This window comes from Sulfurimicrobium lacus (assembly GCF_011764585.1).
Classification (GTDB): domain Bacteria; phylum Pseudomonadota; class Gammaproteobacteria; order Burkholderiales; family Sulfuricellaceae; genus Sulfurimicrobium; species Sulfurimicrobium lacus.
In genome coordinates this window covers 2,417,571-2,436,898 of sequence record NZ_AP022853.1, presented here as the reverse complement: position 1 = coordinate 2,436,898, position 19,328 = coordinate 2,417,571, and the positions used below count along the sequence as shown (strand labels likewise).

At 60.5% G+C, this 19,328-nt stretch carries 20 protein-coding genes; 10 read left to right on the top strand and 10 right to left on the bottom strand.

Annotated elements, in window-relative coordinates; all coding sequences use genetic code 11:
* Positions 1-588: a general stress protein gene (locus SKTS_RS12005; protein ID WP_173065161.1), complete on the bottom strand. Its 588-nt coding sequence runs from the start codon at positions 586-588 to the stop codon at positions 1-3.
* A gap of 180 nt (positions 589-768) precedes the next feature.
* Here SKTS_RS12005 and fdxA point away from each other — a divergent pair, with 180 nt between their 5' ends.
* From fdxA to SKTS_RS11990, 3 genes are all read left to right on the top strand, one after another.
* The gene (gene fdxA, locus SKTS_RS12000; protein ID WP_173065158.1) at positions 769-1,092 is read left to right on the top strand and encodes a ferredoxin FdxA; all 324 of its coding nucleotides are present in this window, start codon (positions 769-771) and stop codon (positions 1,090-1,092) included.
* A 164-nt stretch (positions 1,093-1,256) separates the two neighbouring features.
* Positions 1,257-1,754 (top strand): peptide-methionine (R)-S-oxide reductase MsrB, encoded by a 498-nt coding sequence (gene msrB, locus SKTS_RS11995; RefSeq protein WP_173065155.1) that lies wholly within the window; start codon positions 1,257-1,259, stop codon positions 1,752-1,754.
* Positions 1,751-3,400, top strand: coding sequence for a cytochrome c biogenesis protein DipZ (locus SKTS_RS11990; RefSeq protein WP_173065152.1), 1,650 nt, complete (start codon positions 1,751-1,753; stop codon positions 3,398-3,400). The genes msrB and SKTS_RS11990 overlap by 4 nt, the downstream gene beginning before the upstream one ends.
* A gap of 88 nt (positions 3,401-3,488) precedes the next feature.
* Here the strand turns inward: SKTS_RS11990 and SKTS_RS11985 are convergent, their stop codons facing one another.
* Positions 3,489-3,680, bottom strand: a complete 192-nt coding sequence (locus tag SKTS_RS11985) for a DUF1289 domain-containing protein (RefSeq protein WP_173065149.1) — start codon at positions 3,678-3,680, stop codon at positions 3,489-3,491.
* A gap of 165 nt (positions 3,681-3,845) precedes the next feature.
* Here SKTS_RS11985 and SKTS_RS11980 point away from each other — a divergent pair, with 165 nt between their 5' ends.
* The gene (locus SKTS_RS11980; protein ID WP_198420358.1) at positions 3,846-4,991 is read left to right on the top strand and encodes a hypothetical protein; all 1,146 of its coding nucleotides are present in this window, start codon (positions 3,846-3,848) and stop codon (positions 4,989-4,991) included.
* Positions 4,992-4,999: 8 nt separating this feature from the next.
* Here the strand turns inward: SKTS_RS11980 and fumC are convergent, their stop codons facing one another.
* Both fumC and SKTS_RS11970 read right to left on the bottom strand, forming a co-directional pair.
* Positions 5,000-6,397 carry a class II fumarate hydratase gene (fumC, locus tag SKTS_RS11975; RefSeq protein WP_173065146.1) on the bottom strand — a complete coding sequence of 466 codons (1,398 nt, stop codon included), beginning with the start codon at positions 6,395-6,397 and terminating at the stop codon, positions 5,000-5,002.
* A gap of 10 nt (positions 6,398-6,407) precedes the next feature.
* Positions 6,408-6,752 (bottom strand): 4a-hydroxytetrahydrobiopterin dehydratase, encoded by a 345-nt coding sequence (locus tag SKTS_RS11970; RefSeq protein ID WP_173065143.1) that lies wholly within the window; start codon positions 6,750-6,752, stop codon positions 6,408-6,410.
* Between the two features lie 132 nt (positions 6,753-6,884).
* Here SKTS_RS11970 and SKTS_RS11965 point away from each other — a divergent pair, with 132 nt between their 5' ends.
* From SKTS_RS11965 to SKTS_RS11945, 5 genes are read left to right on the top strand one after another with little or no spacing between them, the layout of a single operon-like run.
* Entirely contained in the window at positions 6,885-8,906 is a 2,022-nt protein-coding gene (locus tag SKTS_RS11965; RefSeq protein ID WP_173065140.1) for a glycoside hydrolase family 15 protein, read from the top strand.
* Positions 8,907-8,910: 4 nt separating this feature from the next.
* Positions 8,911-10,194 carry a protoglobin domain-containing protein gene (locus SKTS_RS11960; RefSeq protein WP_173065137.1) on the top strand — a complete coding sequence of 428 codons (1,284 nt, stop codon included), beginning with the start codon at positions 8,911-8,913 and terminating at the stop codon, positions 10,192-10,194.
* Positions 10,195-10,204: 10 nt separating this feature from the next.
* Positions 10,205-11,020: a response regulator gene (locus tag SKTS_RS11955; protein WP_173065134.1), complete on the top strand. Its 816-nt coding sequence runs from the start codon at positions 10,205-10,207 to the stop codon at positions 11,018-11,020.
* Between the two features lie 11 nt (positions 11,021-11,031).
* Positions 11,032-11,430, top strand: a complete 399-nt coding sequence (locus SKTS_RS11950; protein ID WP_173065131.1) for a response regulator — start codon at positions 11,032-11,034, stop codon at positions 11,428-11,430.
* Positions 11,423-12,109, top strand: coding sequence for a response regulator (locus SKTS_RS11945; RefSeq protein ID WP_173065128.1), 687 nt, complete (start codon positions 11,423-11,425; stop codon positions 12,107-12,109). The genes SKTS_RS11950 and SKTS_RS11945 overlap by 8 nt, the downstream gene beginning before the upstream one ends.
* On the opposite strand, the gene SKTS_RS11940 is transcribed toward SKTS_RS11945, so the two are convergent.
* The 6 genes from SKTS_RS11940 to SKTS_RS11915 form a co-directional block, all read right to left on the bottom strand.
* The gene (locus SKTS_RS11940) at positions 12,099-12,497 is read right to left on the bottom strand and encodes a retropepsin-like aspartic protease family protein (protein ID WP_173065125.1); all 399 of its coding nucleotides are present in this window, start codon (positions 12,495-12,497) and stop codon (positions 12,099-12,101) included. The two genes, SKTS_RS11945 and SKTS_RS11940, sit on opposite strands and share 11 nt — an antisense overlap.
* Positions 12,498-12,511: 14 nt before the next feature.
* Positions 12,512-12,958 carry a universal stress protein gene (locus SKTS_RS11935; protein ID WP_173065122.1) on the bottom strand — a complete coding sequence of 149 codons (447 nt, stop codon included), beginning with the start codon at positions 12,956-12,958 and terminating at the stop codon, positions 12,512-12,514.
* Positions 12,959-13,321: 363 nt separating this feature from the next.
* On the bottom strand, positions 13,322-14,071 hold the full coding sequence (locus SKTS_RS11930; RefSeq protein WP_173065119.1) for an N-formylglutamate amidohydrolase: 750 nt from the start codon (positions 14,069-14,071) through the stop codon (positions 13,322-13,324).
* Between the two features lie 6 nt (positions 14,072-14,077).
* Entirely contained in the window at positions 14,078-15,313 is a 1,236-nt protein-coding gene (locus tag SKTS_RS11925; RefSeq protein WP_173065116.1) for a carboxylate-amine ligase, read from the bottom strand.
* Complete coding sequence (locus SKTS_RS11920) at positions 15,310-16,782, bottom strand: RimK family protein (RefSeq protein ID WP_173065113.1); 1,473 nt, start codon at positions 16,780-16,782, stop codon at positions 15,310-15,312. The genes SKTS_RS11925 and SKTS_RS11920 overlap by 4 nt, the downstream gene beginning before the upstream one ends.
* The gene (locus tag SKTS_RS11915; protein WP_173065110.1) at positions 16,779-17,510 is read right to left on the bottom strand and encodes a C39 family peptidase; all 732 of its coding nucleotides are present in this window, start codon (positions 17,508-17,510) and stop codon (positions 16,779-16,781) included. The genes SKTS_RS11920 and SKTS_RS11915 overlap by 4 nt, the downstream gene beginning before the upstream one ends.
* 185 nt (positions 17,511-17,695) lie before the next feature.
* Between SKTS_RS11915 and SKTS_RS11910 the strand changes: the two genes are divergently transcribed.
* Positions 17,696-19,282 (top strand): ATP-binding protein, encoded by a 1,587-nt coding sequence (locus SKTS_RS11910; RefSeq protein ID WP_173065107.1) that lies wholly within the window; start codon positions 17,696-17,698, stop codon positions 19,280-19,282.
* Positions 19,283-19,328: the final 46 nt, after the last annotated feature.

The window sequence follows — 19,328 nt, the reverse complement described above, 5'->3', positions numbered from 1 at the left end:
TCACACCAGATCCTGAAAGCCGGTGTAGGGAAGTTCCAGTATTTCTTCCGCATCGCTCCAGCCGAGTATTCCCCGCCATTCCTGCAACTCGCTCCGCGCGCCGCGCAACAGCAGCAAAAAGCGTCCGTCTTCGATGGCGCGGTGCAAGTGTTCCAGCTTTTCCTCCGGGATGCCGACCCGGTGCATCGCGGTAGCCAATTGAGTCAGTTCGGCGGCGCCAGTCATGACTGCTGCGCCGCCGAGCGCACCGATGATGGCTTCCACGATCGGGCCGGCCGCGAGTACGGGGCCGAGGCCGGGAAAGATGAACATGCCGGTGGCGCCGACGAATAGTCCCCACAGCGCTCCCCAGAGCGCGCCTTGTTTGGCCCAGGCTTCGACGCGCGATCCCTCGGTGCGGTGATAAATCCCCAGCACGTCATCGCCGGAGGCATGGACGCGCCCCAGCACCGAGATCATGTCCATGGGAAATCCCTTGTCCATGAGTTTTTCCAGTGCGCGTTGCGCCTTGGCTTCATTGCTGTAGACGCTGATCAGGATCGCCTCTTTCGTGTTGCCCGGATCATTTTCCTGGTCTGACAAGGCCATTTTCGACTCCTTCGAAACGTGCGTATTTTTTGGACCGGCGCTGTACCATCAAGTTCGTTATCTCGTTGATCGCCGTTTGCGGATAGGGCGGATAAACGGCAGGAAATACATACCTCACCCTATCGAATTACCAGCCTTCTCTGGCTACGCTTGAATAGTGCCCGAAAAGGAGTGCTGCAAATGACCTACGTTGTGACGGAAAACTGCATTCAGTGCAAGTACACCGACTGCGCGGTGGTTTGCCCGGTGGATTGTTTCCACGAAGGCCCCAACTTTCTGGCCATCGACCCGGATGAATGCATCGATTGCGACGCATGCGTGCCGGAATGTCCGGCCGAAGCGATTTTTCCCGAGGCGGAACTGCCGCCGGGACAGGAGAAATTTCTCGAACTCAATGCTGAGCTGGCAAAGAACTGGCCGGTCATCAACGTGAAGAAAGACGCGCTCCCCGATGCGGACAAGTGGAACGGCGCCGAGGGCAAGCTGCAATACCTGAAGAAATAGCGCCGCGAACGGCCTGTTACGCGCAAGAGTCCCCCTCGTCCGGTTTGTCCCCTCACCGGCATGCCGCTTTGAAGATGTAACCTTTTCCGGCCACGTTTCGAATATCCCACCAAGGATGGCATGCCATCGCATTATCAATACTCTATATCGGCGAGGTGAAGATCATGGACAGGCGTACGTTTATCACTCTGGCGGCCGGCGGGGCTGGGTTCATGGCCTTGCCAGGGCTCTTGGCACCGCTTCGGGCAATTGCGGCTGAACGCATCGATAAAATCATCAAAAGCGACGCGGAATGGAAGAAACTCCTGACCCCCGCGCAGTACGACGTGCTGCGCCGCGAGGGCACTGAGGCGCCCTTCAGCAGCCCGCTCGATCATGAAAAGCGCAGCGGCATGTTCGTCTGCGTGGCCTGTGATCTGCCGCTTTTCCCCTCGAAGTACAAATTCGACAGCGGCACCGGCTGGCCGAGCTTTTACGATGTGCTGCCCGGCCACGTCGAGACCACGAAGGATTTCAAGCTGGTGCTGCCGCGCATCGAGTACCATTGCGCGCGCTGCGGCGGCCACCACGGCCACGTGTTCGACGACGGGCCGCGCCCCACCGGCCTGCGCTACTGCAACAACGGCGTGGCATTGAAATTCATCCCGGGCAAGGCATCATGAATTTCATCGATATCGGACTGGCCTTTCTCGAAGGGCTGGCGCTGATCGTCTCGCCCTGCATCCTGCCGGTTCTGCCGCTGGTGCTGGCGGCATCGGTCGAGGGCGGGAGGCGCCGGCCTTACGGCATCATCATCGGCTTCGTGCTGGCGTTCAGCCTGTTCGCGCTGATTTCGCGCAAGATCGTGGTGGCGCTGGGCATCGATCTCGATATCGTCAGGGATGCTTCCCTGGTGCTGCTCGCCGTGTTCGGGCTGGTGCTGCTGTCCACCAGACTGTCGGACAAGTTCAGCGCGCTGACGCAAGGCGCGGCCAACTTCGGCAACCAGCTGGCCTCCACCGGCGGGGAAGGGCTGCTCAGCGGCGTCCTGATCGGTGCCTTGATCGGCCTGGTGTGGACACCCTGCGCGGGGCCGATCCTGGCCGCCGTGCTGGTGCAGGTGATCCGTCAGCAGAGCGACTTCGCCGGCAACCTGATCATCGTTTCGTTCGCGATCGGCGCAGGCGTGCCCATGCTCATCATCGCGCTGACCGGCAGAAAAATCATGAACAAGCTGGGCTTCATCGCCCGCCATACCGAAGCCGTCAGGCGCGGATTCGGCGTACTCATCCTGCTGTCCGTGGCCTACATCGCTTCCGGCGTGGATGCGCAATCCTTTTTTGCGCGCAGTCCAAACGCACAACAACAGCCTGCCGGCGAGCTGGTGCTGCAGCATGGCCTGAACAAGCCCTACGCCGCGCCGGAATTTGCAGGCAACGATGCCTGGCTTAACTCGAAACCGCTCACCATGCAGAGCCTGAAAGGGAAGGTCGTGCTGGTCGACTTCTGGACTTATTCGTGCATCAACTGCGTGCGCACACTGCCCTACATCACCGACTGGGACAGGAAATACCGCGATCAGGGGCTGGTGATCGTCGGCGTGCACTCGCCGGAATTCGAATTCGAGAAGAAAATCGACAACGTCAAGGCCGCGATCGCGCAGCACGGCATCCGCTATCCGGTGGCGATGGACAACAATCTCGCCACCTGGGACAACTTCAACAACAGCTACTGGCCCGCGCATTACCTCATCGACAAGGACGGCAAGGTGGTCTACACGAGTTTCGGCGAGGGCGATTACGACGTCACGGAAAACAACATCCGCTACCTGCTCGGCCTGAAGAGCATGGCGCAAGCCGCGCCGGCACAAGCACCCGCCATCGCCCCCGACCAGACGCCGGAAACCTATCTCGGCTATGACCGGGCGGAGCACTTCGCCGGCAAGGAGCATGTTGCGCTCGACGCAGAGCGCGCATATCGCTTTCCCGAGTCTCTGGCTGGAAACCAATGGGCGCTGAGCGGCAAGTGGAAAGTGGCGGACGAAAAAATCGTCGCAGGGGAAAAGGGCGCGGCACTGCGCCTCAACTTCAAGGCGCGCAAGGTGTTCCTGGTGCTGGGGACTGCCGACGGCAAGCCGGCCCGCGTCACCATCAGGCTGAATGGCGAGGCGCTGGGGTCCAATGCCGGCAAGGACGCGTCGGGCGGCGTGGCGACCATCCAGCTCAACACCCTCTACGAACTGATAGACCAGAAAACGCCGAAAACCGGCCTGCTGGAAATCCAGTCCGATGCGCCGGGGGTGGAGGCATATGCATTTACCTTCGGGTAGGTGGTCATTGCGAGGAACGAAGCAATCTGTAATTGGGTGACTGACCGAAACCGATTGGGGAGCTAACTTTCAGGAAAAGCCGGGGAGGTTAACGCCGGTTGCGGATGGTATCCATGCCGTTCACCCGATCCCAGATCAGGCGTGTCTGCTCCTCGTCGAGCAGCAGCCACTGGTCAATTTCCTCGGCAGTGCGTCCGCAGCCTTTGCAGACGATGTCCCCCAGGCTGGTGGAACAGTAGCCGATGCAGGGAGAACTCGGGGTGTCATTGCACAAAGTCATGGGGCGGATTATACCGGTACTTGAGGCGTCACAGATGCCGGCGCGGCGACGGCTAGCCGACCGCTGAAAGGATGCTGTAAGCCCCTCCAGGGATAATCGACCGCCATGAGCCTTGCTTAACGAACCATGTCGAGCAAGGCAATCTGATGGGAATCCTGATGAATCATGAATAATGCGCTCAAGACATCCGCGCCGAGCGGGGGCGGCATCCATATCCAGGGAACGTCGAAACTGGGGAATGAAGCGGCCCGAAAGAACTTTCTGCGTCAGCTCGAATCCCTCGGCCTGGACGGTTACGTAAACACATCCCAGTCGGACGCCCGCCTTCCAAGCCTCCGCTTTCAGCTTCGTGCGGAGCTTGCCGATGAATGGGCGCCGGGCTGCGACACCATCCAGTTGGGCGACAAGCTCGCTCTCGACGCCCAAGGCAACGCCTGCGATCTCGAACGCGAAATCCTGCTGTCCATGCTGCTGGCCCCCGTCGCGTTCGAGTTTCCTAGCCATGACGAACTCGCCTCGGCCGTCCGGGTGAGAAAAAACATCGTCGCAGCCGCGCGGCGGACCTCGTTGGCCTTCCATGCCACCGAAGCCGAGCGCCCAGCCGAATACTGGACTTACGACGAGGATCGCGGATTCACGATCCTGCCGGGCAAACCCTTGGTCACGGCGTTGCAGAAGGCGACCCAGCCCGATGTCTCCGGCAAGCTGTACTCATTTTCCTGTTATCGCGCGACGGAGTATGTGATTTTGCTCGGCATCGCGCAGGAACTGGAAAAAGCCAATCCCGAACTGTTCACGCGACTGCAGCAGCAGTGGAACACCAGGGCCATCAAATCGGGGGAATTCCACGAGGTTTTTCTGCGCGAATACGGTTCCATGGGCGAACCGTTGCCGCCCAAATTTTACGTTCCCGGCGACCGTTTGTGGTTTCGCAACCCCGACGCGCATTCTTCCGACGTGACCGGCTATGAGGGTTCGTGGGTGTTTTACCTTGGCGGCGGACTGTTCACGAATTTCTGGAATCGGGACAAGCCCTTCACGCTGGCGACGAAGTGCCTGGAAATCTTCCACTGGCGCAACGCGACCTGTCGCGACCATGCCGGCGAACTGCGGATCGACGAGGAAATCGTCGAGCAGCGCGTCAGGGAATCGATGAACGACCCGGCGGAGGTCGAAAGAATTCTGCAGGTCATGCTGCGCCTGCGCGACCCCCAGGGCGTGTATGTCGACGGCGGCTGCATCGATACGTCGCGCGAGTATCCTCGGCTGGTATGCCCCGGCACATCGGATCTGGTTCTGCCTGCGTGTTGAGCGTCGGATCAGCCTTGATCCGGCCGAACCATTGCAGCGGCTTGCACCCAGCGTTCGAATTCGTCTTCCGTCACGTGGCCTGACGCCAGGGCGGCCTGTTTCAGCGTAGTGCATTCGCGGTGTGCGCGTTTGGCGATTTCCGCAGCGCGGTCGTAGCCGATGTGCGGCGTCAGGGCAGTCGCCAGCATCAGCGATTGCTGCAACAGTGCTTCGATCCTTTCCTGATTGGCCGTGATTCCGCGCGCGCAATATTTCTCGAAGCTGCTCATGCCGTCGGCGAGCAGCCGCAGGCTTTGCAGGAAATTGTGTGCGATCAACGGCTTGAACGTATTAAGCTCGAAGCTGCCTGAAGCGCCGCCGATGTTGATGGCGACGTCGTTGCCGAAGACCTGGCAGCACAGCATGGCGAGCGCTTCGCACTGGGTCGGGTTCACCTTGCCCGGCATGATCGAACTGCCCGGCTCGTTCTCCGGAATGTTGATCTCCCCCAGCCCGGATCTGGGCCCGGACGCCAGCCAGCGGACGTCGTTGGCGATTTTCATCAGGGCGGCGGCGAGGGTTTTCAAGGCGCCGTGGGCGGCCACCAGCGAGTCGTGCGCCGCCAGCGCGGCGAACTTGTTGGCGGCGCTGCGGAAGGGCAGGGCACAACTGCGTTCGAGCTCCGCCGCGACCAGTTCGCCGAAGGCGGCAGGCGTGTTGAGCCCGGTGCCCACCGCGGTGCCGCCGACCGCGAGTTCCAGCAATGCGGGTTGGGCGGCGACGATCACCGACTCCGCGTGATCCAGTTGCGCCACGTAGCCCGAAAACTCTTGCCCCAGGGTCAGCGGCACCGCATCCTGGAGGTGAGTGCGGCCGATCTTGACGATGTCGGCGAATGCCGCCGTACGGTTTTCCAGCGTGGCGCGCAAGCTGCGCAGCGCCGGCAGCAGGTGCTGCGCGATGCCCAGGCTGGCGGCCACATGCATGGCGCTGGGAAAGACGTCGTTGGAGGACTGACCGAGGTTGACGTCGTCGTTGGGATGCACCAGCCGGGGTTCGCCCCTGGCGCCGCCGAGCAGTTCCGAAGCGCGATTGGCGAGCACTTCGTTGAGATTCATGTTGCTCTGGGTGCCGGAACCTGTTTGCCACACCGATAGCGGGAACTCGGCGTCGTGGCGACCGGCCAGCACTTCGTCGGCGGCCTGCATGATGGCGGCAGCTTTTTTCTCGTCCAGCCGCCTAAGATCGCGGTTGACGGCGGCGCAAGCCCGCTTGACCGCCGCCAGCGCCAGGATCAGCTCAGGCGCCATGCGCTCGGTCGAAATCCTGAAATGCTCGATTGCACGCTCGGTCTGCGCACCCCATAGCCGGTCGGCGGCAACCTGAACGGGCCCACAAGCGTCGCGCTCGGTTCTGGTGGCGGTCATGTGTCAGGCGTCACAGTTTGAGCAGGTTGTCGATCTTCGCGGCGCAAATGAAATCGTTTTCCGACAGTCCGCCGATGGCGTGGGTGGAATAGCGCACGCGGCACTGGTTGTAGCCGACTTCCAGGTCCGGGTGGTGGTCTTCGCGGTGGGAGATCCAGGCCGTGGAATTCACGAACGCCATGGTTTCGTAGTAATTCTTGAAGCGGAACGTCTTGGCGATTTCCATGCCCACCTGTTCCCACTCGTTCAACGCCTCCAGCATGCGCTCCACTTCCGCCTGTTCCATGGGAGGAACGCCGCCTTCGCAGGGTTTGCAGGTCTTTGCGGTCAGATCGCACGCGAGTTCTGTGTCCATGATTGCCTCCTGAATGAGTTGGAATTGCAATTATTCGATAATTTGACACTAATACCCGACTATAGTTGTCAGGTAACATGAACTTATCGTATCGCAGGCATATCAAATTTAAAACAGATTCGGGGTTAGACCATGCCGCGCGATCTTCCCATCGGAAACGGTTCCATGCTCGCCGCCTACGATTTCGATTACCAGATCCGCGATTTCTACTATCCGCGTGTCGGTAAGGAAAATCACGCGCTGGGTCATCCATGGCGTTTCGGCGTGTGGCTGGAGGGCGAGTTTGCCTGGCTCAACCGCGACAACTGGACACTGCGGCGCGAATACGTTCCGGGCGCCCTGGTTACATCGGTTACTGCATCCCACCCGAGCCTGCCGTTGCGCCTGCATTTCAACGATGCCATCGATTACGAAAAAAACATCCTGGTGCGACGGGTGCGGGTGGAAAACCTTTCCAGCCGCCCGCTGGTACCGCGCCTGTTCTTCCACGCGGACATCAATGCGCTGGAAAACGAGATCGGCGACACGGTTTTTTTCGATCCGAAGAATGCCTGCCTCATCCACTACAAGGGACCGCGCTATTTCCTCATGAGTTGCGCCACCGAGACGACGCTCGGGGTCACGTATTTCGCTACCGGCACCAAGCGCCATCGCGGCCTGGAAGGGACCTGGCGCGATGCGGAAAACGGTCTGCTCGGCGCCAATCCGATCGCCCAGGGAGCGGTGGATTCGGTCATCGGCATCCATCTTCAGCTTGCGCCCGGCGCGGATGCGGTTTGCCATTACTGGCTGGCGGTCGGGGAAAACTATCACGAGGTCGAGGAACTGCATCGATTCATAACCCAGGTGGGCGCGGAAAGCCTGATCGAGCGCAACATCGACTACTGGCGCCGCTGGGTCGCCGCCGGTGAACGCGATTTCGGCGGACTGCCTCCGCTGCTGGCGGAATGCTACCGGCGCAGCCTGCTCATCCTGCGCACCCAGATCGACCGCGGCGGGGCGGTCATCGCCGCCAACGACACCGACATCCGCCAGTTCAACCAGGACACCTACAGCTACATGTGGCCGCGCGACGGCGCCATCGTCGCCCAGGCACTCGACCGGGCCGGCTACGGCAGCCTGTGCCGGCGCTTTCTCGAGTTCTGCACGCGCAAGGCGGTCAACTACAACTATTCCGCGAGCATCCTGGCCGAGACCGGCTTTCTCATGCACAAGTACAACCCGGACGGCTCGGTGGGCAGTTCCTGGCAACCCTGGATGCAGGGCGAGGAGATGCAGCTGCCCATCCAGGAGGACGAAACCGCGCTGGTGATATGGGCGATCTGGAACCATTACCTCATCCATCGCGACATCGAGGCGATCCGCCCTTTCTACAGCCCGTTCGTGGAAAGGGCGGCCGATTTCCTGCTGGGTTTTCGCGATGACAGAACCGGCTTGCCCCTGCCGTCTTTCGATCTGTGGGAAGAGCGCCGGGGTGTTTTTACTTACACCACGGCAACCGTGATCGCGGGGCTTGCGGCCGCGTCCAGCCTGGCCGCCCTGTTTCATGAAGCGGAGCGTGCAGACGCCTACCGGCAAGGGGCGGACGAGGTCAGGGCGGCGCTCGACACGCATCTGTACTCACCCGGGGAAGGGCGTTTCATGCGCGGCATCGTGATCGAGAACGGGCTGCCGAAATACGATGTGACAGTCGATGCCAGCCTGCTGGGGCTGGTGATATTCGGTGCTTACGATGCGCAAGACGAAAGAGTGGCGCGCACCATTCAGGCAGTGGAAGAGCGACTGTGGCTGAAAACGGGAAGCGGCGGCCTGGCGCGCTACGAAGGCGACAATTACCAGCGCATGGCGACGCGTGGCGACGTGCCGGGAAACCCATGGGTGGTGTGCACCCTGTGGCTGGCCCAGTGCCGCATCGCCAAGGCGCGCGATCTGCGGGAACTGGAGTTGGCTGTGCCGCTGCTCGTGTGGGTCGCCGAGAGGGCACTGGCGTCCGGGGTGCTGCCGGAGCAGGTGCATCCGGATAGCGGGGAGTTCATTTCGGTTTCTCCCCTGACCTGGAGTCATGGGACGTTTGTGGCGACCGTGCTGGATTACCTCCGGAAAGGACAGGAATTGAGTGCCCTTCCTGCCTTGGGCGTAATGGACAAGGGGTGATGTAATGACGCAACAAAATTATGGGGACGTGATCCCGCCCGTTTTCGACGAGGCTGCGCGCAATTCGCGCCTGGCGTTCCTGAAATTCGACGCACGCGACGTTGAATTGCTGCACGATCTTGAGGTCTTGTTCCGCGAGCGGCTGGATGAAATTGCCACATGCTTCTACGAGCACATGCTTTCCTTTGAAGAAACCCGCAAGGTGTTCAGGGACGATGCCATGATTCAGCGTTTGGGCGAGGCGCAGAAGGCATACCTGATGGAGGCGGTGCAGGGCCCATACGACGCGAGCTACTTCGAGCAGCGCTGGCGCATCGGTTACATACACAATGCCATCCTGGTCGAGCCCCACTGGTTCATCGGCGCGTTCCAGCTTTACCACCGCATCCTCTATCCCATCATCCTGGAACGTTGGCATAACGACGCCAAAGCGGTGGTGGAGCACATCCTGGCGCTGGACAAGATCATGAACCTGGATCTGCAACTCGGCATCCAGAGCTATTACGTGCATTACGAAGGCACCATGGACAAGCTACGCGACCTGAACCTCCGCATCGAGGCCGCGAGCACGGCCAAGAGCCAGTTCCTGGCCAATATGTCGCACGAGTTCCGTACCCCGCTCAACGCCATCATCGGCTTTACCGAGGTGCTGCAGGACCGGATTCCGGGCGAGCTCAACGCCGACCAGGCGGAATACCTGGGCGACATCCACGACGCCGGCCAGCTGCTGCTGCGCCTCATCAATGACGTGCTTGACCTGTCCAAGGTTGAAGCCGGCAGGCTGGAGCTGTTCTACGAGACATTCCCCATCGCCCAGACAGTGCGCGAAACCATCACTATTCTGCGTGGTGCGGCAGAGGGGAAGGGGCTCGTCATCCACAGCGAGTTTCCCCCGGACCTGGGGTTGATCACCGCCGACCAGATTCGCTTCAAGCAAATCCTCTTCAACCTGCTGTCGAATGCCGTTAAATTCACCGATAACGGAAAAATCTCCATTTCTGCCGCAATTGAAAACGGACAACTGCACCTGGCGGTGTCCGATACCGGCATCGGCATAAAGGAGGAGGACATGGGCCGCATTTTTATCGAATTCAGTCAGGTCGATGCGTCCAATTCCCGCCGCTATCAAGGCACCGGACTGGGGCTGGCCCTTTCCAAACGTCTGGCGGAAGCGCATGGCGGGCGTATCTGGGCGGATAGCGAATTCGGCGCAGGCAGCGTTTTCCATTTTCTGCTGCCGCTGCAGCCATTCGAACCCAGGAGCACGCCGGAACAGGCGGCCACGTGAGAAACCCATCATGAACAACGGAAATCACCATTCGCTAGAAGGGCAGTGCCCGGACTCGCGCAACACGATCCTGGTGGTGGAGGACAACCCGCAGGCCGCCAAGCTGTTGTCCCTTTATCTCCTGCAGGCGGGGCATGAGGTGCTGGTCGCCAGCAGCGGCTGCCAGGCATTGGATATTGCCGCCGAGTGTCATCCGCTGGCCATCACCCTGGATATCCTTCTGCCCGACAAGGACGGGTGGCAAGTGCTTTCTGAACTGAAGGCGTCTCCGGTCACGCGCGATATACCCGTAGTCATCGTTTCGGTGCTGGACCGCCAGGCCCTCGGGTTCCGTCTGGGCGCTGCCGATTACCTGGTCAAACCGGTGGATCGCGCCGAGTTGCTGCATGCTCTGAAGCGCTGTGTGCCGCGCGAGGGCGGGGCCAGTGTCTGCCACAAGGTGATGGTGGTTCACACCGATCAGGAAGAATTGCAACTGCTTGCCATGATACTGGTGGAAGCTAACTATGAGGTGATCCAGGCGCTCGGTTTTGAGGAGGCTTTCAACCTGGCTAAATTCGCCCACCCGGATCTGATTGTCACCAACCTGATGGCGGGAGGGATGGATTTTTTGTCCTTGCTGCAACTCCTCAGGGCGGCGCCGGCCACTGCGCGTATTCCTGTCCTGGCACTGAGTCCATGGATGCTGGGCAGCCAGGAAGGCGTGGAGATGGAAGAGGGAATCGAGTTTGTGCTGATGCGGGAAAATGAACTTATTGAAGAGCGCCTGCTGTCTGCTATCACCCTGCTTTTCAAGCGAGACAAATATTCCGCCGGAGAGGGCTGAGGAGGGGCAACATGGAACAGTCAGCCAGGACCATATTGCTGGTCGATGACGACGAAACCAACCGCAAGCTGATACGTGTCATCCTGGCCGGCAGAAACTATCGCATCCTGGAAGCGGGCAGCGTGGAAGCGGCCATGGAAATACTCAAGCAGGAGCGGCCAGATTTGCTGTTGCTCGACATCCGTCTCGGCGAAGGCAGCGGACTGGATCTGATCCGCACCATACGCGAGGATCCGGCTTTTGATCTCGTAGCGGCGCTGGCAATCACGGCACAGGCCATGAAAGGTGACGAAGGGCGCTTCCTGGCAGCGGGTTTCGACGGTTACCTCAGCAAACCCGTCGATACCCGGCGCCTGCCCGAGGTGGTCGAACGTTTCATCCGGGAAGGCAGGAGGGGAGGGCATGGCTGAGGCGAATACATATGCCGGAGCAACGGTTCTGGTGGTGGATGATGCGCCGCCCAACGTAAAACTGCTGCGTCTGATCCTGAACGATGCGGGTTACCGGGTGCTCGATGCGGCCAGCGGTCCCGAGGCGTTGGCAACCCTACGCCGGGACAAGCCCGACATCATGGTGCTGGATGTGCGCATGCCAGGCATGACAGGTTACGAGGTCTGCAGGCAAATCAGGGAAGATGCCGAATTTTCCGCGCTGCCGGTCATCATGGTCACGGCCTTGTCCTCGCCGGAAGATCGCATCAGGGGGATCGAAGCCGGCGCCACCGATTTCATCACCAAGCCCTTCAACAAGAAGGAGCTGCTGGCGCGCGTCAAGGCCAGCCTCATCATGGCGAAAATCGGCCGAAACGGCATCGTTCCGCAACTTCCCGGCGCGGTGCTGATCGCCGACCCTGACTGGAAAGTGCTTGCCTTGTCGCCTTTGGCCAGCGTGCTGCTGGACATTCCTTCGCTCGACATACAGGAACTGGATTTCACCCAAATGCTGGGGCCATCCGAACAAGCCCAACTCGCGTCCGGGAAGGAACTGGTCGAATTTACATTGGCCCATTCCGCCATAAAGGGGAATCAAATGCCGGTAATGGACCCGGCAGGGACGCTGGTCATGCGACTGATAGCCCTTATGGGCTAATCACCACCTGCCCATACACGATGCACATTTTGACCTGGCGAAGAAAACTCATGCCGAGCAGGACGTACTGCACGCCCAAATCGCTTTCAGATACGCGCGCAGCGACATCGTGCAGGGTAACCGTGCCGACGGTCACCGCGTCCAGCGTGAGTTTATAGGTTCCTATCGGGCCGCTTGCCGTGGTGGATTCGATGCGCTCTCCCGCAAAAACCGGGAGGCCCATGCGGATGGCTTGAGCGTAGGGGATCAGGATTTCGTCGGCCCCGGTGTCCACGATAAAACGCACCGGTGCGTCGTTGATGCGGCCATCGACGAAGATGACGCCGGGCGCGGCCGACAAAGCCTGGATATGGAAGAGCAGGAAAAAGACCAATGCCGCCTTTTTCATGGCCTGCCGATCTTTTATTTACTGCGAATCAGCAGGATAGGGACTGGCGAAACGCGCAGGATGCCTTCCGCAACGCTCCCGACCAGGAGGTGGCTCAATCCGCTGCGTCCGTGCGTTCCCGCCACGATGAGGTCGGCTGACCATTTGGCGGCTTCCTGCATGATTGCGTCGGCGATCCGCAAACCGAGGCTCTCGATCTTGAGCAATTGACTTTCTACAGCCACACCCTTGTCCAGCGCCGATTTCCGGGCTCTCTCCAGCATGCCGAGAAGGTAGGTTTCCTGTGCGTTTTCGACTTCCTCCGGGGTTGGGAATTCGGCATCTGAATTGATGCTGTAGCCCTCCATCACATTGACGATGAGCAGTGTGGCCTGTTGATTCCCGGCAAGGCTGATGGCTTCCTGAAGCGCACGGTTCGACGTGTCGCTGCCGTCTATCGCAACCAGTATTCGCTTGTACATATTTCGTCCTTCCCGACTGTGGAGCACGAACAAACACCGCGCCTGTCACGCCTTTTTCAATATAGCAAAATAGTCGACCCAGTCAATCGGGTATTTTATGTAGGCTAGGGAACCTCTGATTAAGTCAAACGCGGTCGCGACGGGGTATTGCGGGATGCCAGGCAAGGAAAGAGACGCGCCGTGCAGTCATTCTGCACCAGCGACTCTTGACGCCGCATGGCGCCCGCAATACCCCGTCCCTTCGGGTTACATCGAAAACAGGCTTGCCCCGCGTTGCGCTCCTTGGCATCGTAGGGACAGCTACGACCTGCGTCGCGCGCCTTGTTCAAGCCTGTTTTCGATGTAACGCGATCCGCGTTTGACTTAATCAGAGGTTCCTTGGCCAATCGAGTCCTGCAGCCCCTGTTGGCCGGCCGTCGCAAGGCGCAATGCCTCGACCACGCGGCCCCGAAAGGCGCGCCAGCGGCGCCCTCCAGGCAAGGCATGCTTCTGATTGATTTCCAGTTCGATGCCGACATAGACGTCAGCGGGAAAACGGCGGCGCAGATAGGCGGTAAGGCCATCGGAACTGCCGGTATAAGGGTAATTGCGGCGCACTTTCAGCTCCGGCGCCAGCGCCTGGAGATGGGTCTGCCAGCAGCGGCACAGTTCGACTTCGCCGCGGCGGGCCGGATCGTACAGCAGGCCGATGTCGGCGCTGCGCACCGCGCCGTCGAGCACTGGAGTGAAGCTGTGGGAGGAGATATGGATCACCCGGCTACCCTGCTCAGTCGCGGCGGCGATCGCCGTTTCGACCTTGTTCCGGTACGGCAGGTAATGGCGCTCCAGTATCTCGCGGCGAACTGCAAGCGGCGTATCCCGTGTGGCCTCGGAGTACAGGCGCGGGTGGCCGAGGGAGCGGTTGAGGTCGGCCAGCAGGCGGCTGGTGGTGGAGACGAACAGGGGTGCGGCCAGCGCCTCGGCGAGTTCCCTGGCCAGGACAAGCGCACCGGGGTCGTAGCCGCGATGGGTTCGCAGCAGCGCCTCGCAGCCCGAGAACAGGTCACGGTAGCGGGTCGGGATGCGGTTCCCGCCATGTTCGCAGGTGATGAGGAAATGGTCTGCTACGGCCATGGCCAATCAGTCCACGAACATCCGGCCCGTTGCCAGGCACTCGCACAATTCCCGATAGACCGTCTGCAGGCGCGCTTTCGATCCGTCCGGACCAACCGCGCGGACGATGCGGCGGGCGAGTGGGCCGCGTTCCAGCATCACGTCCAGCGGCTCATGCCACTGCCTGTAATCGAATGTCGGCGCCGCTTCCATGAGGTGCCGCCACAGTTCGCCGGCGGTGCACAGCCGACCGGGGAAAGCCATCAGTTGCAGGTATCCGGCATCGTCGATCACTGCCTGTTCGGCATCGCGGATACAGGCGTGCAGGATCGCCACCAGCGCATCCGTGCCGATTGCCTGCTGCATCGCGAGCGGCGACCATTCGCCCTGGTAGAGCGCCTTAACGACGGCTGAGGTGACCGCGGCGATGGCGAGGTCGGCCTGCGGACACTCCTGCACGTCGATCACGCGAATCTCGATGGCGTTGCGCTCGAAGCGCGGGATGGCGCCGCGTGCGTTGAGCCATTCGTGCCGCAACACGCCGTCCGGGTCGAAAGGCAAGATATCCCGGTAGATGGGCGCCATGACCTTCGACCGATACTCGGCGCGCCGGGTGACGGTATCCGGGATGACCTGCCCGATGGTCGACAGCACTTTCGCCTGGTGGGTGCGGTAGGATTCCATGCGGAAGTCCATGAAGCCCGTGGAACGCCCTTCGGCGAAGGGAGAACTCGCCGCCAGCGCGGGGAGGATCGGCAACACCAGGCGGATGGCGGCATGCAGGCGGGAGAATTCGGCATCGCCGGAAAAGGGCAGGTTGAGCTGCATGCTCTGCAAATTCGACCAGCCGTGTGCCTTGCAGCCGAAGATGCGGTCATAGGTCTTGTAGATGCAGGCATCGTCATGCGGCCACAGGCGCGTTTCCGCGAGGGGTTCCATCCACGGGTGCATGGCCGTGGGCATGAGGCGCGCACCCTGGGATTCGAGCAACTCGTTGATCGCCAGGACTTCGGACTGGAAGGCTGCCGGAAGGGGGGCGAGGGCGGGGTCCGGCCGCGCGTTCTTGAGTTCGACGACGTGCAGCGCAAGTTCGTTGGACCAGCCGAACTTCCCCCGCGCCACTTCCTCGACTCGGGCCCCTGCGGCCTGGCGCAGCAACTCGTCGGCAACCGGTAGGACCGAGAGCGTCTGCCGGTCCACGATCATGTATTCGAGTTCGACGCCGTAGCCAGTGAAGGCGTGAAGGGCAGGAGAGGCGCTCATCGGGAAGCCCCGCGCCTGCGCGCTTCGATGCGTTTCAGGAAGACTTCCATTACATCGCGGTAGAGCGCGTCCTTGAGTACGCCGTCTTCGTTGCCGGCGTCCACGCTGGGGTTGTCGTTGATCTCGATGATGTAATAGCGCTTGCCGACCTGTTTGATGTCTACGCCGTAGAACCCGTCGCCGATCAGGTTGGCCGCCTTGAGGGCCAGCTTCATCACCCGCTCCGGCGCTTCGTCCACGGACAGCGCCACCGTGGCCCCCTCGACGTATTTGTGTCTTTCATCGGCGTGCTTGATGATCTGCCAGTGGCCGGGAACCATGAAATATTTGACGACGAACAACGGCTGCCGGTCGAGGATGCCGACGCGCCAGTCGAATTCGGTGGGCAGATACTCCTGCGCGACGATCAGTTCCGACTTGTCCAGCAAGCCATTCACTTTGGCATGCAGTTCCTGCTCAGATTCCACCTTGACCACGCCCAGCGAGAACGAGCCGTCCGGCTGCTTGAGCACGCAGGGGAGGCCGAGCGTGGGGATGATCCGGTCCACGTTGTCGCGGTCCACCAGCAGGGTCTTGGGTGTGGGAATGCGGTGGCGTTCCAGGATTTCGGCGAGAAAAACCTTGTTGTTGCACTTCAGGATGGCGTCGGGATCGTCGATCACTACCAATCCCTCGGCCGCTGCCCGGCGCGAAAAGCGGTAGGTGTAGTGGTTGACGGAGGTGGTGTCGCGGATGAACAGGGCATCGAACTCGGACAGCCGACCGAAGTCGGCACGGGTGATGAAATCCACGTGCATGCCCAGCGCCTGTGCCGCCTTCTCGAACTTGCGCAACGCCCTGGCGTTGGACGCCGGTTCGGGATTGTCGGGATCGTGCAGGATGGCGAGGTCATAGCGCGGCATCGAGCGCCTGGGCGCCCTGCGCCTGCGGCCCATGAAATAGTCCAGCGTGGCTTGAATCGCGAATTCCTGGTGCTCGGGCGGTATATCGCTGGCGGCAATCAGCCGCACCTTGCGGATGCGCCAATGGTGGTCGCGGCGCTCGAAATCGGCGCGCAGCAACGGCGCCTGCAGCAGGTTGAAAATTTGCCGGCTCAATTGATCGTGGCAGCTTGCAACGTTGCGGCCGAAATAGATGCTCAGTTCGAAAGTGTCCGACTTGATGTGCGCCAGAGATTTCCGGATCGACTCGTCGAGTCCCTCGGTCAGGTGCCGCACCAGGTTCCGGGATTGCAGGTCCTCGAGGGTGTTCACCCGGGGCAGCGGCTTGTGGCCGCGCGCCTCGGCAAGCAGCGAGACGTAATAGCCGAGGCTCTGGTAGCGGTAGGTTTTGCACAGGTTGAACACGCGGGCGAAGCGCTCGTTGCCCCAGGCCGGATCGGTCAGGTAAGCGCGCGCCGGCACCACGGTCACGCCGGGAACGTCGAGCGGCCAGTCGCGCGGATTGTTGACCACGATGAGGATGCTCACGGCTTGCCTTGGGACGGATGCCCCGGTGGATGGATCACCAGCAGATTGGCGTCGTGGGTGACGATGCCCAGCAGCACGGCGCCGAGCACGCGATCGATGTTGATCCAGTACTCGTGCGACGGGCCGTAAGGATGCAGCCCGTAAGGATCGACCACCAGGACGGTGTGTTTTGCCCGGTCATAACCCGCGATCACGACGAAATGGCCTGCCGGCAAGCCGCGCACGTCGTCAGGCTCGTCGTTCGGCCCGTATTCCCGCGCGGCGCGGTACAGGTAAGTGGAGCTCAAACCGGTGAGGATGGGCAGATTGCGGCGCAACAGGCCGCGCAGAAGGGGGCGCGAGAGATCGTTCAGGCGCAACTGCCCGCCCAGGCTCAGGAATTCCAGGTAGCCCTCGGTGACGTAGTGCAGCCGGGCGTCGGTTTTCGACTCCCGCTGCCGCTGCAGGCGCTCCGCGATGTCCACGCCCGGCACAAACCAGGTAGGGTCGAACACCGTCAGGTTGTAGGTATAAATGGTGGCCTGGTAGCCTTGGAGCAGCGCATCGCAGGCCAGAAAAATCGCGAAAGTGCCACCCAGTTCCATCTTGCGGGTGCGGGCGATAATGTCCGGAAGCTGCGCATCCTCGCCCCAGTAGCGATAGATGCTATGCAGACAGGTAGGGCCGCAGGTCGTTTCGTCCGGCTGTGGCAGCATCCCGACCGGTAAGCGTAGCGTGAGCGGATACATGTTTTCCTCACAAAGAGAAAGACGCGGTATGTTTTAGCTTCCCTAGCGTACTCCGAGTATTAGCTGAAGAAAATAACGGATATTTATCGCTTCATATTCCATGTGAATGCAGTGTAATGTTGCGTTGATAATAATTACTGAACTATCGCCTCCTGAAGCCGGTAGTTTCGACAAGGGAAAATATGATGGGCACGTTGATAGGAAACGCCAAAATCCTGGTTGTCGACGACGATCCGAATCTTCGGAAAACGCTTTCCGACATCCTGCGGGTCAAGGGTTATGCGAACATCGTCGCGGGGACCGGTGCCGAGGCACTGGCTGCCATGGAGCAGGATAAAATTGCCCTGGCGCTGATCGACCTGATGCTGCCGGACATGACCGGACTGGAAGTGATGGCGCGCATCAAGACTGTTTCCCCCCTGACGGAAGCGATCATCCTGACCGGTCACGCCTCGATTGATACCGCCATCGAGGCGACCCGAAAGGGGGCGTTTTCCTACATCCTCAAGCCCTACCAGATGGACGATCTGCTGCTGAACATCAGGCACGGTATCGAACGGCAGCATGCCCAGGAGGAGATTCTGCGGCTGGCATCCCATCCCAGGCTTAACCCTAATCCGGTGATTGAGCTCGACCTCGACGGCAGCGTGACCTATCTCAACCCGATGGCGGAGAAGCTGTTTCCGAACCTGATAGAGATGGGACTGAAGCACCCCGTGCTTGCGGGCGTGGAGGAACTGTTCGGTGACTTTCGCGAAGGGAGGCGTTCGGAAGTGGTGAGGGAGCTTATGGTCGAAGGGACTACGTTCGAAAAGCATATCCATTATGTCCGGGAAAGCAACCTGGTTCGTCTCCAGTTGCTGGATATTTCCGAACGCAAGCGTGCCGAGACCGAAGCCCGGGTGCGGCTGGAGGAAGTGGAGCGGATGAATGCCCGCCTGATCGAAATGAATTCCAAGCTGGAGCAAGCCCAAAGCCAATTGTTACAGGCGGAAAAAATGGCATCCATCGGGGTGCTGGCGGCTGGTGTGGCCCATGAAATCAACAATCCGGTGGGCTTTGTCAATTCGAATCTGGCGTCCCTCCGCGATTACGTCAATGATTTTATGGATATCCTGGATGCCTACGAGCGCACACAAGCTGGCTTGCCGGAAAAGGCGGGATATTTTGCCGAGGTCAACGACTTGAAAAAGCGTGTCGACCTTGCGTTCATGAAGCAGGACGTGACGTCCCTCCTGGCCGAATCCCTGGAGGGCATCGGGCGGGTGACGAAGATCGTCCAGGATCTCAAGGACTTTTCCCGCATCAGTGTTGAAGAAAAGTGGGCCAATGAAGATATCCACCTGGGAATCGAAAGTACGCTCAACGTCATCAGCAACGAACTCAAGTACAAGTGCCAGGTGGATAAGACGTACGGCGATCTGCCACGTGTCGAGTGTTTGCTTTCCCAGTTGAATCAGGTGTTCATGAACCTGCTGGTGAATGCGGCCCAGGCGATTGAAACACACGGCACCATCACCATCCGCACAGGAACCATGGGCGATCAGGTGTGGATCGAGATTTTTGACACCGGCAAAGGCATTCCGCCGGAAAATCTGAAACGGATTTTCGAGCCGTTTTTTACTACCAAGCCCGTCGGCAAGGGGACCGGACTGGGACTGTCGGTTTCCTACAGCATCATTCAGAAGCACCACGGCCGGATCGAGGTGGAGAGCAATGAAGGCAAGGGTACGATATTCCGCATCTGGCTGCCGGTGAAGCAGCCCGCGTAATATCCAGGAAACAGCGGCGCGTCGCGGTTCAGTTGAAATTTGATGC

Excerpts from the sequence above, each read along its gene's own strand:
- SKTS_RS12005 (WP_173065161.1), bottom strand. The coding sequence starts at position 588 with ATGGCCTTGTCAGACCAGGAAAATGATCCGGGCAACACGAAAGAGGCG.
- fdxA (WP_173065158.1), top strand. The coding sequence starts at position 769 with ATGACCTACGTTGTGACGGAAAACTGCATTCAGTGCAAGTACACCGAC.
- msrB (WP_173065155.1), top strand. The coding sequence starts at position 1,257 with ATGGACAGGCGTACGTTTATCACTCTGGCGGCCGGCGGGGCTGGGTTC.
- SKTS_RS11990 (WP_173065152.1), top strand. The coding sequence starts at position 1,751 with ATGAATTTCATCGATATCGGACTGGCCTTTCTCGAAGGGCTGGCGCTG.
- SKTS_RS11985 (WP_173065149.1), bottom strand. The coding sequence starts at position 3,680 with ATGACTTTGTGCAATGACACCCCGAGTTCTCCCTGCATCGGCTACTGT.
- SKTS_RS11980 (WP_198420358.1), top strand. The coding sequence starts at position 3,846 with ATGAATAATGCGCTCAAGACATCCGCGCCGAGCGGGGGCGGCATCCAT.
- fumC (WP_173065146.1), bottom strand. The coding sequence starts at position 6,397 with ATGACCGCCACCAGAACCGAGCGCGACGCTTGTGGGCCCGTTCAGGTT.
- SKTS_RS11970 (WP_173065143.1), bottom strand. The coding sequence starts at position 6,752 with ATGGACACAGAACTCGCGTGCGATCTGACCGCAAAGACCTGCAAACCC.
- SKTS_RS11965 (WP_173065140.1), top strand. The coding sequence starts at position 6,885 with ATGCCGCGCGATCTTCCCATCGGAAACGGTTCCATGCTCGCCGCCTAC.
- SKTS_RS11960 (WP_173065137.1), top strand. The coding sequence starts at position 8,911 with ATGACGCAACAAAATTATGGGGACGTGATCCCGCCCGTTTTCGACGAG.
- SKTS_RS11955 (WP_173065134.1), top strand. The coding sequence starts at position 10,205 with ATGAACAACGGAAATCACCATTCGCTAGAAGGGCAGTGCCCGGACTCG.
- SKTS_RS11950 (WP_173065131.1), top strand. The coding sequence starts at position 11,032 with ATGGAACAGTCAGCCAGGACCATATTGCTGGTCGATGACGACGAAACC.
- SKTS_RS11945 (WP_173065128.1), top strand. The coding sequence starts at position 11,423 with ATGGCTGAGGCGAATACATATGCCGGAGCAACGGTTCTGGTGGTGGAT.
- SKTS_RS11940 (WP_173065125.1), bottom strand. The coding sequence starts at position 12,497 with ATGAAAAAGGCGGCATTGGTCTTTTTCCTGCTCTTCCATATCCAGGCT.
- SKTS_RS11935 (WP_173065122.1), bottom strand. The coding sequence starts at position 12,958 with ATGTACAAGCGAATACTGGTTGCGATAGACGGCAGCGACACGTCGAAC.
- SKTS_RS11930 (WP_173065119.1), bottom strand. The coding sequence starts at position 14,071 with ATGGCCGTAGCAGACCATTTCCTCATCACCTGCGAACATGGCGGGAAC.
- SKTS_RS11925 (WP_173065116.1), bottom strand. The coding sequence starts at position 15,313 with ATGAGCGCCTCTCCTGCCCTTCACGCCTTCACTGGCTACGGCGTCGAA.
- SKTS_RS11915 (WP_173065110.1), bottom strand. The coding sequence starts at position 17,510 with ATGTATCCGCTCACGCTACGCTTACCGGTCGGGATGCTGCCACAGCCG.
- SKTS_RS11910 (WP_173065107.1), top strand. The coding sequence starts at position 17,696 with ATGGGCACGTTGATAGGAAACGCCAAAATCCTGGTTGTCGACGACGAT.